The sequence below is a fragment of the Brevibacillus sp. MCWH genome (assembly GCF_013096935.1).
GTDB classification, from domain to species: domain Bacteria; phylum Bacillota; class Bacilli; order Brevibacillales; family Brevibacillaceae; genus Brevibacillus; species Brevibacillus aydinogluensis.
Genome location: NZ_SDLF01000007.1, coordinates 61,616 through 75,147 on the forward strand (window position 1 = coordinate 61,616; position 13,532 = coordinate 75,147).

Here is a 13,532-nt window from a genome sequence, read left to right on the forward strand (position 1 = left end):
TCCCCCTTCCAATTCTAGCACAGCGAAGTATACAATAACGCGACAATTTCCACTTTTCGTGAAGCAATTTTTTGCAAGGCCCGGTTCAGGAGGTAGTAATGATGAGGAATCAGTCCCTGTTTGCCAAGGTATTGGTAATCGTATTGGTGATTGCACTGGTCGTCCCGATGTTTTTCTACTTTCAACCGTAGACGGGCGGACACGGTACCGTACCAAGTAAAACCCCCTTCCACAGTGGAAGGGGGTTTTTGTATGTGCTCGCCGGGGATTAGCGGTAAACGAACACGCTGGATGTTTTGGCATCCCATCCGACTTTGTAGCCGAGCGTATCACTCACGAAACGGATCGGGATCATCGGCATGTTGTTTTTCAGCACGACAGGCGTGGGCAGAGTTACCTCCTTGCTGCCAACACGGGCAGTATTGGCGCCAACGGTAAATTTGATCTGGGTCGTGCCGCTGACAATCGTTACGGTGTTGTTGTTCCAGATGGTAGTAAGCGCCAGCGCTTCTTTAAAGAACTGCGCCGGGACCATTGTCGTGCTGTTGTTGGCCAGGTATGGCGCTACCTGCAGCGGGTAGGTCTTGCCGTGCAGTGTGAACGATGCCGTATTCAGTTTAAACAGCGCGGCGTTCGACGGAACGGTAACCGCAGGCTGCTGCTGCGCCGGTGCCGGGGTCTGTGCCGGTGCCGGCACGCCTACACCAACGGAGCGAGCAAACAGCAGGCCTTTTTCCTCAGACGTAAACACGCTGATGCTGTACGTGTTTTTCGTCGCCGGGTTCACGATGTTGGCACCTGCGCCAATGACGACATTGGCCGCGCCGCCAGCCGGAATGTCTTGTGCCGGATAAACCAGCACGTTTTGGCCGCGAACAGCGACGAAATTGGCAGCCACGCCATTAACCGTGACGTTTGCCGGAGCGATGTAGGCAGGCACGCGGTAACCCGCCGGGAACACGATCTCGATGAAGTCGCGCTGCTTGTACAGCGGCATCGACACGCCCTTGATCGCGATGTTGATACCGGTCGCCGCGCCTACGGCCGTGTTGGTCAGCGAAATGGTAGACGTGCTGTTGTTTACCTGGGCAGGCGTGCCTGTTGCCGGCGTCGGATTCGTGGTCGTCGAGCCAGTACCCGAGATGGTAAAGGGCTTGGACGTGATTGTCTTGCCGTTCACCGTCATCTTCAGCTGGTAGCTTCCCGCCGTTTTCGGGTTGGTCAGCCAGGCATCGTACGAGATGTCCACTTTAACTTTGCTGGTAGACGTGAAGTTGCTCGGCGTGGTCAGGTAGATTTTGTTGCCGGCAGGCGCTACTTTGCGCGGCGTTTTTCCGTTAATGGAAAAGTCGGACGGATTGAGAATGCCCGGGATCATGTCGGCGGACGGGAATTCGACGATGACGTCGCTGTCGGAATTCAGCTTCTTGCTGCCGAAGTCGGCTTCAAACGTATAGCTGGAACGCGCTCCCACACCGGAGTCGGACAGGGTAATACTGAAGTCCCCCGAACCGCTGGTCGAACTGGAGCTGGAACTTTTGATTTCAAATTCTTCCGATTTGTATGTAGTGCCATCCCATTTGACTTCAATCACGTAGTCGTCGTCTGCATCCGGATTCTCAATTCCCGCGGCTTCGTAGAACGTGATGGTCAATGATTTGCTGCCGGCGGCTTTGGACGGCACCTTGAGTTCCACTTTTTTGCCGGAAATTCTGACGTCGTCAGGTTCATACTCGTTGATGTCCACATCGTCCGTGCTGATTTTGTTCGGGAGCATGTCTTCATCCGGGAAGTAGACGGTGATCCAATCACCTTTGGTCAGTTTGTCCTTCAATTTGATCGGGCCCAGCTCGTATTTGGCCGTGTCGCCTTCAGTCGTACGGTTGATGGACACGTCAAATTCGCTGCTTTTCCCCGAGCTGCTTTTGCTGTCTTCGTAAATTTTGACCTTGTAGTCCTCCCAGGACGATTCCCTGTCCGTTTTTACAGAGACGGTGTAAGAACCGTCGTCATCCGGGTTGGTGATGCCGCTTTCGATGTCGATCGAGATATCATCTCCCTTATCCACGGCTTCGTCTACAGTGATCTCGATCGTTCTGCCGGAGACTCTGACCTTTTTGATATCCACATTGGCATCGATGTCGTCTTCATCAATTTTGGTACTGACATCAAAGTCCTTGGGAAATCTGATGTAGATGACATCGCCCTTTTTCAAATCTTTTTCCAGCGTAAAGTCGATCGTATACGTTGTTTCTTCGCCAGCCGTATCGTCCTCCGGCTCAACGGACAGGTCTTCGATTGCATATGCGGATGGCGGGTTCGCCACCAGCGGCGTGGATACAAGCGCAGTAGCCAACACGATTGGAAGTGTCTTTTTGCTCTTCTCCATGTTCGTCCTCCCATGCTTCTCGTAATCTAGTAAACTTTTCTAGTCGAACCGCTTTCAGTTTACCATATATACGAAACAGAGGGAATCTGTTCTGGCAAAATGGCAAACATAACCGGTTCATTAAGCTATGACGACGGATGTATGCAAAAAGTTACAAACCGGTAACAAAAATTTTTTACTGCCATGCGAAAAGGCCAGATTCCTAGGTGAATCTGGCCTTTGGTCACGTTGGCTAGTACAGTTTGGTATCGGGGCCGATGGCCTCCAGTTTCTGCTTGACGCTTTGCAGGAAACGGCCGCAGATGAGGCCGTCGAGCACGCGGTGGTCCAGCGAGAGGCAGAGGTTTACCATCGAACGGATGGCGATCATGTCGTCGATTACCACCGGGCGTTTAACGATCGCTTCCACGCTGAGAATGGCCGCCTGCGGGGCGTTGATGATCGGCATGGACAATACGGAGCCGAACGAGCCGGTATTGTTCACAGTGAACGTGCCACCTGACATGTCATCCATCGTCAGTTTGCCGGCGCGCGTACGGGCCGCCAGATCCTCAATCGATTTGGCGATGCCGAGGATCGACTTTTGGTCCGCATCCTTGATCACGGGTACGAACAGCGCATCCTCCGTCGCTACGGCGATGGAGATGTTGATGTTTTTCCTGACGATGATCTTGTCGCCCGCCCAGGTGGAGTTGAGCATGGGGTATTCCTTGAGCGCTTCCACCACGGCCTTGATGAAAAACGGCAGGAAGGTGAGGTTTACCCCTTCTTTACGCTTGAACTCTTCTTTGACCTGATTGCGGAAGTTGACCAGGTTGGTCACGTCCACTTCCACCATCGTCCAGGCGTGAGGAGCTTCATGTTTGCTCTGCACCATCCGATTGGCAATCGTCCGGCGCACAGGCGTCACCGGGATGATCTGATCGCCAGGTGCCACCGGGATGTCAAAGGCGTTCGCACCTGTCGCTGCTGGTGCAGAGACAGCCGGAGCAGCGTGCTGAGCGGATGGGGCACTCACCGCCGCAACCTCAGCAGGCTGCTGGGCAGGTGCTGCCGCTGCCGGAGTCTCGGCCGCTGCCGGCGGCTGACCGCCCGCGTCGATAATCGCCTGCACGTCTTTTCGCGTCACACGTCCGCCCAGTCCGGTACCTTGTACGCGGGACAGGTCAATCCCGTGTTCCTGCGCCAAACGCAATACGGCCGGTGAATAGCGCTGCTTGCCTCCCTGCTGTTTGGCGGCTGCTGCCGGTCGGGACGGGGCATTCGGCGTCGCGCTGACAGGCTCGGCCGAAACTGTGGTATCAGCTGCCGCGCTCACATCCGCTGCCGCTGGAGTCTGCGGCTCAGCCGCGCCGCCCTCCTCTTCGATGTACAGAATCAGCGTCCCCACTGCCACCGTCTCACCCTCGGGCACGACGATCTCCGTAACCCGACCGGAGACGGTGGACGGCACTTCCGCATTTACCTTGTCCGTCGTCACTTCGGCCAACGGATCGTATTTCTTGACCACATCGCCCACCTTCACCAGCCATTTGGTGATGGTGCCTTCGGTCACGCTTTCGCCAAGCTGGGGCATAAGCACTTTTGTTGCCATGTCCACGGTCCTCCTATCGCCTTATTGAACCCCTAAAAATGCGCCAGTTCCCGCATCGCTTCCAGTACCTTGTCGGGGTTGAGCATGAAAAACTTCTCCATCGGCGGACTGTACGGCATGGCCGGTACGTCGGGGCCGCACAGACGCTTGATCGGCGCATCCAGGTCAAACAGACATTGTTCGGCAATCACGGCAGCCACTTCTGCGCCGACGCCGCCTTCCTTGTTGTCTTCGTGGACGATCAGCACCTTGCCCGTCTTGGCGGCCGCTTCCGCAATCGCCTCCTTGTCCAGCGGATACAGCGTGCGCAGATCGAGCACGTGAGCGCTGATCCCTTCTTCGGCCAGCTTTTCCGCCGCCTGCAGGCAGAAATGGAGCGTCAGGCCGTACGAAATCACCGTGATGTCCGTCCCTTCCCGCTTGACGTCCGCCTTGCCGATCGGCAGAACGTAATCGTCCTCGGGCACTTCCCCTTTGATCAGGCGGTAGCAGCGCTTGTGCTCGAAAAAGAGGACAGGGTCGTCGTCGCGAATCGCCGCTTTCAGAAGGCCTTTGGCATCATACGGCGTGGACGGCGCCACCACCTTCAGACCGGGCACGTTGGTAAACATCGCTTCCACGGATTGGGAGTGGTACAGCGCTCCGTGCACTCCGCCGCCAAACGGGGCGCGGATTGTAATCGGGCAGTGCCAGTCGCCGTTGGACCGATAGCGCATTTTCGCCGCTTCGCTGACGATCTGGTTGATAGCCGGCATGATGAAGTCGGCAAACTGGATCTCCGCGATCGGGCGCATGCCGTACGCCGCCGCCCCGATCCCCACGCCGACGATGGCCGATTCCGCCAGCGGCGTGTCGATGACGCGCTCTTCGCCAAACTCTTCGATCAGACCGACGGTGGCGCGAAACACGCCGCCGCGAACGCCGACGTCTTCGCCGAGAATGAACACGTTGGGATCACGCCTCATTTCCTCGCGCATCGCCATGGTAATCGCATCAATAAACGAAATGACTGCCATCTGGATACCCCCTTATTCCCCGTACACGTGCGTGAGTGTCGATTCTGGCGTCGGATACGGTGCGTTTTCCGCATACTCTGTCGCCTCGTCCACTTCCATCTGCACGCGGGTCAGCAAATCCTGCTCTTTTTCATCATCCATCAGGCCCACTTCTCGCAGGTATCGGCCAAACAGCAGGATCGGGTCTTTTTTCTTCGCTTCTTCCACTTCTTCACGCGTCCGGTAGGTGCGGTCGTCATCGTCGCTGGAGTGGGGGACAAGGCGGTACATGACCGCTTCGATCAGCGTCGGACCTTCGCCGGAGCGTGCGCGCTCCACCGCTTCCTTCATTACCCGGTACACTTCAATCGGATCGTTGCCATCCACGCTGACGCCTGGGAAGCCGTACCCGATCGCCCGGTCTGCCACGCTTTCGCAGGCCAGCTGTTTTTTCAACGGCACGGAGATGGCGTATTTGTTGTTCTCGCAGAAGAAGATGACGGGCAGCTTGTGAACGCCGGCAAAGTTGGCCCCTTCATGGAAGTCCCCCTGGTTGCTGGAGCCTTCGCCAAACGACGTGTAGACGACGAAGTCCTTCTTTTGCATTTTGCCGGCAAGCGCAATGCCCACTGCGTGCGGCACCTGCGTCGTCACCGGACTGGACCCGGTCAGGATGTTCCACTTCTTGCCGCCAAAGTGGCCGGGCATCTGCCGGCCGCCGCTGTTCGGGTCTTCCGCCTTGGCGAACGCCGACAGCATGCAGTCCCGGGCAGTCTGTCCGAAGACGAGCACCACGCCGAGGTCACGGTAATACGGGCAGAGGTAGTCCTTTCCCTTCTGCAGGGCAAAGGCTGCTCCCACCTGGGCCGCTTCCTGCCCCTGGCAGGAAATGACAAACGGCACCTTGCCCGCCCGGTTCAACAGCCATTGACGTTCGTCAATCTTGCGCGCCAGGAGCATGTAATAGTACATGTCCAATACCTGCGCGTCCGTCAAGCCCACTTGTTCATGACGCTTGGTTGTCATCGTCGGATACCCTCCTTGCTAATCGCACTAAATGTGAATCGCCTTGCCGTCCACTGCCAGCGCCGCTTCCATGAGCGCTTCGGACAGGGTCGGATGCGGGTGTATGGCATGGCCGATTTCCCACGGAGCAGCATCCAGGACGCGGGCCAGTCCCGCTTCGGAAATCATGTCCGTCACGTGGGGGCCGATCATGTGCACGCCCAAAAGATCGTTGGTCTTCGCATCGGCCACCACCTTGACAAAGCCGTCGTTTTCGCCGTGGACGAGTGCTTTCCCCAACGGTTTGAAACTGAATTTGCCGACCTTTACGTCGTACCCCTGCCGGCGCGCTTCCGCTTCCGTCAGGCCGACATTGGCCACCTCAGGCCGACTGTATGTGCACTTTGGCACTTTGCTGTAATCCAGCGGCTCCGGATTGAGACCAGCCATGTGCTCCACGGCCAGGATGCCTTCGTGCGAGGCCACATGAGCAAGCTGCAGCCCGCCGATGACGTCGCCGATGGCGTAGATATGCGGCTCTGCCGTCTGAAAGTGCTCGTTGACGACGATCACGCCGCGCTCCACTTTGATCTCCGTCGCCTCCAGACCGATGTTTTCCACGTTGGCCTGCCGCCCGACGGATACCAGCAGCTTTTCGGCCGCAAACGTCTGCACGCCGCTGGCCGTCTCTGCCTGAATCGAGACGCGGCCGTCCGCTTTCTCCAATGTCTCCGGCAGTACCTTTGCCCCGGTGACGATGTTCACCTTGCGCTTTTTCAGCAGGCGGGTCATCTCCTTGCTGATCTCCTCGTCTTCCAGCGGCAGAATCCGGTCGGCGTACTCCACCACCGTCACCTCGACGCCGAAGTCGTTCAGCATGGAGGCCCACTCAATGCCGATCACGCCGCCGCCGACGATTGTGACAGACGACGGCAGTTCTTCCCATTGCAGCGCTTCGTCGCTGGTGACCACTGCTGTGCCGTCAATCGTCAAGCCCGGCAGCGTCCGGGGGCGGGAACCGGTGGCGATGAGCAAAAAGCGGGGGACGAGCATCTCTTGGTCCCCGTTTGGCTTTTCCACCCGCACAGCCCCTGCCTGCGGCGAAAAAATCGACGGGCCCATGACGCGGCCGATCCCTTCAAAGACCGCGATGTTCCCTTTTTTCATCAGGTACTGCACGCCCTTGTGCAGTTGGTCGACGATCCCCTGCTTGCGCGACTGCACTTTGCGGAAGTCGTAGCCTACACTGTCGGCCGAGATGCCGTACTTGTCGCTTTCCTTCAGCGTCGCGTACACCTCGGCACTGCGCAGCAGCGCCTTGGAGGGGATGCAGCCTCGGTGCAGGCAGGTGCCGCCCAGCTTTTCCTTTTCGACGATCGCCACTTTCATCCCCAGCTGGGAGGCGCGGATCGCCGCGACGTAACCGCCTGTCCCGCCTCCCAACACGACGAGATCAAATTCCTGTGACATGCGTTCCATCTCCTTTCGTCCGTGGGGGAGCAGCTTAGGACCACTCCACCGTCTGGTATCGCGTCCGGCGAATTTGAACATTCACTCGGCTGTATGTATCGGGGCGTCCGCAGCGCTGCCGCGGGCGCTCCCGGAAAAGCCGCCGGTCAAACGGCGGTATTAGCGGTGGTAAACAGTCTTGCCGTTTCGCAGGAATGTGTTGCGGGATTTGGCGACGCTGGCGATGCGCTCTTCCGCCATGCGGTCAGCTGCCTTGTAGGACGGTACACCGTCGCGTTCAGCAATCTCGAATACCTTCAGGATGTTGTCGTAGATCGTCTCCACCTTTTTCAGCGCCCGCTCACGGTTGTAGCCCTGCAGTTCGTCCGCCACGTTGATCACGCCGCCCGCGTTGATGACGTAGTCCGGCGCGTAGATGATGCCCATTTCATGAATCATATCGCCATGCCGTTCTTCTTTCAACTGGTTGTTGGCCGCGCCGGCGATCACTTTCGCCTTTAGCAGCGGAATCGTGTCGTCGTTGATGATCGCTCCGAGCGCGCACGGCGAAAAGATGTCGCACTCGACACTGAAAATCTCGTTGACGCCGACCGCTTTCGCGCCAAAGTCCTCGACGGCCCGGTTGACGTTCTCCTCGTTGATGTCGGTCACGATCAGATGGGCACCTTCTTCATGCAGATGGCGGCAGAGGTTGTACGCCACGTTGCCCACGCCCTGCACCGCCACCACACGGCCCGACAGGTCGTCGCTGCCAAACGCCAGCTTGGCGGCTGCCTTCATGCCGCGGTATACGCCGTAGGCGGTTACCGGCGAGGGGTTGCCGCTGGAGCCGAACGCCGGAGAGACGCCGGTGACAAAGTCCGTTTCCAGATGGATCATGTCCATGTCGGCCACGGTCGTACCCACATCCTCGGCGGTGATGTAGCGGCCGTTCAAGCCCTGGATGTAGCGGCCAAAGGCCCGGAACAGTTCCTCGCTCTTGTCTTTGCGCGGATCGCCGATGATCACGGCTTTCCCGCCGCCGATATTGAGGCCGGCCGCCGCATTTTTGTAGGTCATCCCGCGGGCGAGCCTGAGCACGTCGATGATTGCTTCTTCCTCGGACTTGTACGGCCACATGCGCGTGCCGCCCAGGGCCGGCCCCAGTGTCGTATCGTGAATGCAGATGATCGCTTTCAAACCGGAATTCTCGTCTTGACAGAAGACAAGCTGCTCGTAGTCGTATTTATGCATGTATTCGAAGATGTTCATGAGGAAACCTCCCTAGTATGTTTCGTCTTTGCAATCCGGCAGTCAAGCGGAGAGAACTCTTCTGCCTGCTCCCGATTGGTTTATAATGCAACAGTCATGCCATCGAAAGAGAAAATGAAAGCGCTTCAATTTTGTGCAGGAGCCATTCGGGCTTGGCAATTTCCTGCGCAATATTTTGCACAAACGAGCAAAAGGTTGCATGCAAAAAAATGCACGCTCGTCTCGCTCAGCTCTGCTCCTCGGTAATCCCCAGCTTTTCCAGCTTGTAATACAGGCTGCGGATTGAAATCCCCAGGCGTTTGGCCGCCAGCGTGCGGTTGCCGCGAGCGGCTGTCAGCTCGTGGATGATGTGCTGCCGCTCCGCTTCTTCCACCGCCTCCTTCAGCGTTTTACCCGTGGTGGCGGCAGTCTCCTGTCGCTGTCCGCCGTGGTTTCCGCTTTTTCGCTCCAGCGGAGGCAGATGCTCCGGCAGGATGACCCGCTCGCTGATCCGCATGTGGATCATCGCCCGGGCCAGCACGTTTTCCAACTCCCGCACATTGCCCGGCCAGTGGTAGGAGAGCAGGATGCGCAGCGTCTCCGGGGCGATCTCCTCGACGTTGCGTCCGTATTCCTGATTGTACTTGCGCAGCAGGTGCATGGCGAGCGGTTGTATGTCCTCCAGACGCTGCCGCAGCGGCGGGATATAGATCGGAACCACGAGGAGCCGGTAGTACAAGTCTTCCCGAAAACGGCCCGCTTGGATCGCTGATTCCAGATTGACGTGAGTGGCCGCGATGACGCGGACGTCGACGTCGATCGCCTTGGTCCCGCCGACGCGCACCACTTCCCGCTCCTGCAGAACGCGGAGCAGTTTGACCTGCATGCTCATCGACAGTTCGCCAATTTCATCGAGAAAAATGGTGCCGCCGCTGGCTTCCTCGAACAGGCCCCGCTTGCCGCCGCGCCGCGCGCCTGTAAATGCTCCCTCCTCGTAACCGAACAGTTCGCTCTCCAGCAGATGCTCCGAGATCGCTGCGCAGTTGACGCGGATGAACTGCTTGTACTTCCGTTCGCTGGCGTTGTGGATGGCGTGGGCGAACAGCTCCTTGCCCGTCCCCGATTCGCCGCGCAAGAGCACGGTCGCCCGGGTCAAGGCTGCCTTTTGCGCCTGTTCGATTGCCGCCCGCATCGGCTCGCTGAAGCCGATGATGTCGGCAAAGGTGTACTTGGCTTCCAGGGTGCGGATGATCTGGTGTGCCCGTTCCAGCTCTTCCGTCAGCCGTTTGATTTCCGATACGTCGTGGATCACCCCGACACTGCCTTTCAGCTCACCGTCCACCATGACCGGGGCCACGTTGACGACGACGTCTTTTCGTTTCGGTCCCACTTTCATATGTACGCCGCGAACCGGCTTTTTGGTCTTCAGCACACGCATGTGCATGCTGTCCCCTTCGGAGATGTCCACCGTTGCCGGTTTGCCAATGATGTCTTCGGGCTGCAGACCGGTCAGCCGGGTATACGCGGGATTGATCAGCAGGCCATTTCCCTTGGCATCTACGACCGAGATGGCCTCGTCAGACGAATGAATAATCGCCTGCAGCATGCTTTTCAGCTCTTTCAGGTCGGTCACTTCTTCCGCCAGTGTCATGATTTCCGTAATGTCGCGGAAGATGGCGACGGCGCCCACCACCTCGCCTTGTTCGTTGCGAACAGGAACGCGGTTGGTGATGATGCGCGTCTTATTGGGCAGCACCTGCTCCTGGTTGAGCTCCGGCTGCCCCGTTTCCAATACGATATGTAAGCGCGTGTTGGGGATCTTTTCCGAGGCGACTGTCCCCAGCACATCTGCTGCCTCCAGTCCCATCAGCCGTTCCGCTGCCCTGTTGAACAGGGTGATGATCCCCTGCCGGTTGACGGCGATGATCGCATCATGGGTGGAGTTGAGCATGGTCTCCCGCTCCCGCTGGTTCTGCGTCAGCGCGGCGATCAGCGCTTCCTTCTCGCTGATCAGCTTCATGATGATGCTGGTAAACGTCCCTGGAATCAGCGCCGTCTTTTCCTGTTTGAGGCGCAGGATCTCTTCATAGGCCGCCTGGTTGCCGGTCGCCTCCAGAATCACGTCCACATCCCTGGACAGATACGGCCGAAAATCTGTGCCGACCTCGATGCCCAGTGATCGGGCCAGTTCCAGTCCCGGTGCGTCGCTGCGCTCATCCACCACGGCGATGATCGTCATCTCCTCCATGTTGCTCAACAACCGCAGAAGCGCCGTTCCGCCCCGGCCGGCCCCGACGATGAGCAGCTTGTGCATGCGCGATCCCTCTTTCCACCAATCAGAAATCAGACTGTTACCATTGTACCCCATGCGCGCCCGGTTGGACAGGCGCATGTTCCGTTGGACAAGGGGCGACCCATCCATTATGATGGGAAGGGAGCACGTTGGAAAGGGGTGAACACGCCCTTGATCGGCCAAAAACTAATCGCGCTTATGATCATGGTCATTCCCGCAGCGCTTGCCATGTACGGAATCAAACTGATCCGCGATGCGCTTTTTTACTCCGCAACACCCGATGCAGATTTCCTCTGGGGAAAGCTGCTGCTCGGACTCGTGCTGTTCGCAGGCCCCGTCAGCTTTATCGGCGGGTTTATATTGCACCACGACCGGAAGCGGAACCGCGTACAGCCCCGCTTCATGAAACGCGATCCGGAAGACGACGAAGACTAGAACCAGGCCGTGACGACCTGGTTCTATTTCGTTTCAGCCGGCCGGCCCCACTGATCCAGCCGGTTCAGCCAGCCGACAGATTGGATCACGCGGGAAAAGGAGACGAATTCCGCCAACAGGTGGAGGATTGCAAACACGAGCAGCATGGCAATTTGCACGGCAAACGACAGGTTGGTCGCAAGGCTGAATCCAGCCGCGAACCCCAGATAGTTGGCCCCCGTGTCTCCCAGCATCAGGCGGCCTGCGGCGTCATGCCGAAACACCAGCGCAGCAGCAGCCGCCACGGGAACCATCCACACCCAGCAGGGAGCTTTTCCTGAAGCAAACGCCCCGCCTGCCACAGCCACAGCTGCGAGCAGCGCAAACACCTTGAGCGCGCGCGCCGGCCGCAGGTCAAACATGTTGAGTACGTTTGGCGACAGCGCCAGCAGACCGGCTGCTGCAAGCGCCGACAGCGTCTCCCCGTAAAGGGCGAGGCTGACCAACAGGGCCGTACTCCCGCCTCCCCACGCTTTCCACATGCCGCTGGTCATGCGCCGTTCCTTCCAGAGCGCGCCGAAGTGGCCGCGGAAGCCTTTTACCGCTTTGTCGGGACTGCAGTCGTCCAGCCAGCCCCAAAACGCCATCGACGCCGAACCGGCCAGAAACAAGACGCCCACGCGCAGCATGGCTGACGCTTCGGCGGCAAACAGGCAGACGAGCAGCATCGCCGCCTGCGCAGCGGCTGCATAACAAAACACTGCCACGCCTCCCCCGGTGATCACGTCTTCGTCCCTGAAATTTTTGCGGATCATTCCCTTCCTGCTAAGCATCCGCAAACATGCGGCAAACAGCAGGCGATGCCCGACCGCGGGGACGACGACGCCGAGAAAAAGCAGCGCCATCAGTTTCGCGTCCACACGCTTCCCTCCCACCATTTGCGGCCAAGTGCCCGGCCGATCGCCCAAAATTCTTTTCCCCGGTGGCAGTAACCAGCCCAATCATTTCCGGTCTCCCGATGGGCAAACGCAACCGGCACCTCCAGCACCCGGTACCCGGCCCGAAGCACATCAATGGTCAACCCGACTTCGATGCCAAAGCCCTTGTCCAGACGCCCCGTGCGTTCCAACACCTGGCGGCGAATGGCCCGCTGCCCCGACAGCGGCGCCTGGGCCCGATACCCGGTCAGCAGCCGGATGCCGTGACGCGCCAATCCTTTTGCCAATCCCACGCCCGCTTTTCGCGCCGGCGCGGGCAGTACGGCCACTGCCATGTCGCAGACGTCGCTGAGGACAGGAGCGATCAGGCGGTTCGCTTCTCCCGCGCTTTCCCGCAAATCGCCGTCCAACAGCAGCACGATGTCGCCAGCGGCACGCCGCCAGCCCGTCTGCAGCGCTGCCCCTTTGCCCTGGTTGCGCGGCAATCGGATTACCAGATCGGCCCAACTGTCCGCCAGTGCTCCCGTGCCGTCCGTACTGCCGTCATCGACGACGATCAGTTCGTCACAGATGACGTGCTCGCGGACAGCCTGCAGCGTGGACACGATGGAGTCGGCCTCGTTATAGGCGGGAATTACTACGCTAACTGTTTTCACGCGCCTCCCTCATTTCCGTCAGCAGCTTTTGCACGTTCTCCAGCAATCCCCACTGTTTGCTCGGCGAATCGGGCACCTCTTCGGCGTACAGCCAGCGGCAGTCGTTTGGCAGCGTCGACAGCCAGTCCGGCTGGACAGGGCCAAAGACCAACAGCGGCCCGTCCGACGGTATGCTTCCCTCCCGGTAGGCCAGCACGTTTACCCCGACGGAGCGGAATATCTGCTTGAGCCGCAGCAATTGCTGCTGATCGGCATGCCAGACGTACACGCTGCTCCCCTTCAGTTCATTGGCATAGCGGCTGGCCAGCAGCTGTTCCATTTCTTCGTGGTTCCGCTCCATTTCCGCCAAGATACGGTTTAGCTGCTGCTTCAGCTCGCTGTTGCTGCGCAGCGCCTGGTCGTACTTGGCTTCCATGTTTTTCAACACTTCCTGTTCCTTCAGTGCAAACCACGATTGCCCGGCCGTGCCTCCCAGCAGGATGCCGATCCCCAATGCGAGAAACACTGCAGCCAGCGACAACAGGTGATGACGAAAGTGAATCAATTCC

11 protein-coding genes are annotated in these 13,532 nt (G+C 58.8%); 1 reads left to right on the forward strand and 10 read right to left on the reverse strand.

Annotated elements, in window-relative coordinates:
* Nucleotides 1-268: 268 nt before the first annotated feature.
* The 7 genes from ETC00_RS08565 to ETC00_RS08595 all read right to left on the reverse strand — a co-directional run bounded on the left by ETC00_RS08565 (nucleotide 269) and on the right by ETC00_RS08595 (nucleotide 10,997).
* The gene (locus tag ETC00_RS08565; RefSeq protein ID WP_171565579.1) at nucleotides 269-2,389 is read right to left on the reverse strand and encodes a copper amine oxidase N-terminal domain-containing protein; all 2,121 of its coding nucleotides are present in this window, start codon (nucleotides 2,387-2,389) and stop codon (nucleotides 269-271) included.
* A 232-nt stretch (nucleotides 2,390-2,621) separates the two neighbouring features.
* A complete protein-coding gene (locus ETC00_RS08570; RefSeq protein WP_171565580.1) occupies nucleotides 2,622-3,983 on the reverse strand; it encodes a dihydrolipoamide acetyltransferase family protein in 1,362 nt (453 codons plus the stop codon).
* Nucleotides 3,984-4,015: 32 nt separating this feature from the next.
* Nucleotides 4,016-4,999 carry an alpha-ketoacid dehydrogenase subunit beta gene (locus tag ETC00_RS08575; protein ID WP_171565581.1) on the reverse strand — a complete coding sequence of 328 codons (984 nt, stop codon included), beginning with the start codon at nucleotides 4,997-4,999 and terminating at the stop codon, nucleotides 4,016-4,018.
* Nucleotides 5,000-5,011: 12 nt separating this feature from the next.
* Nucleotides 5,012-6,004 carry a thiamine pyrophosphate-dependent dehydrogenase E1 component subunit alpha gene (locus ETC00_RS08580; RefSeq protein ID WP_171565582.1) on the reverse strand — a complete coding sequence of 331 codons (993 nt, stop codon included), beginning with the start codon at nucleotides 6,002-6,004 and terminating at the stop codon, nucleotides 5,012-5,014.
* Between the two features lie 27 nt (nucleotides 6,005-6,031).
* Nucleotides 6,032-7,453: a dihydrolipoyl dehydrogenase gene (gene lpdA, locus ETC00_RS08585; protein WP_171565583.1), complete on the reverse strand. Its 1,422-nt coding sequence runs from the start codon at nucleotides 7,451-7,453 to the stop codon at nucleotides 6,032-6,034.
* Between the two features lie 159 nt (nucleotides 7,454-7,612).
* Nucleotides 7,613-8,704 (reverse strand): Glu/Leu/Phe/Val dehydrogenase dimerization domain-containing protein, encoded by a 1,092-nt coding sequence (locus ETC00_RS08590; protein ID WP_171565584.1) that lies wholly within the window; start codon nucleotides 8,702-8,704, stop codon nucleotides 7,613-7,615.
* 226 nt (nucleotides 8,705-8,930) lie between these two features.
* Complete coding sequence (locus tag ETC00_RS08595) at nucleotides 8,931-10,997, reverse strand: sigma 54-interacting transcriptional regulator (RefSeq protein ID WP_171565585.1); 2,067 nt, start codon at nucleotides 10,995-10,997, stop codon at nucleotides 8,931-8,933.
* 150 nt (nucleotides 10,998-11,147) lie between these two features.
* On the opposite strand from ETC00_RS08595, the gene ETC00_RS08600 reads away from it, so the two are divergent.
* Nucleotides 11,148-11,411: a DUF2627 domain-containing protein gene (locus tag ETC00_RS08600; RefSeq protein WP_171565701.1), complete on the forward strand. Its 264-nt coding sequence runs from the start codon at nucleotides 11,148-11,150 to the stop codon at nucleotides 11,409-11,411.
* A 23-nt stretch (nucleotides 11,412-11,434) separates the two neighbouring features.
* On the opposite strand, the gene ETC00_RS08605 is transcribed toward ETC00_RS08600, so the two are convergent.
* From ETC00_RS08605 to ETC00_RS08615, 3 genes are read right to left on the reverse strand one after another with little or no spacing between them, the layout of a single operon-like run.
* Complete coding sequence (locus ETC00_RS08605; protein WP_230076860.1) at nucleotides 11,435-12,310, reverse strand: UDP-N-acetylmuramyl pentapeptide phosphotransferase; 876 nt, start codon at nucleotides 12,308-12,310, stop codon at nucleotides 11,435-11,437.
* Entirely contained in the window at nucleotides 12,295-12,984 is a 690-nt protein-coding gene (locus ETC00_RS08610; protein WP_171565586.1) for a glycosyltransferase family 2 protein, read from the reverse strand. The genes ETC00_RS08605 and ETC00_RS08610 overlap by 16 nt, the downstream gene beginning before the upstream one ends.
* A complete protein-coding gene (locus tag ETC00_RS08615) occupies nucleotides 12,971-13,528 on the reverse strand; it encodes a copper transporter (protein WP_171565587.1) in 558 nt (185 codons plus the stop codon). Before ETC00_RS08615 ends, ETC00_RS08610 begins: the two co-directional genes overlap by 14 nt.
* Nucleotides 13,529-13,532: the final 4 nt, after the last annotated feature.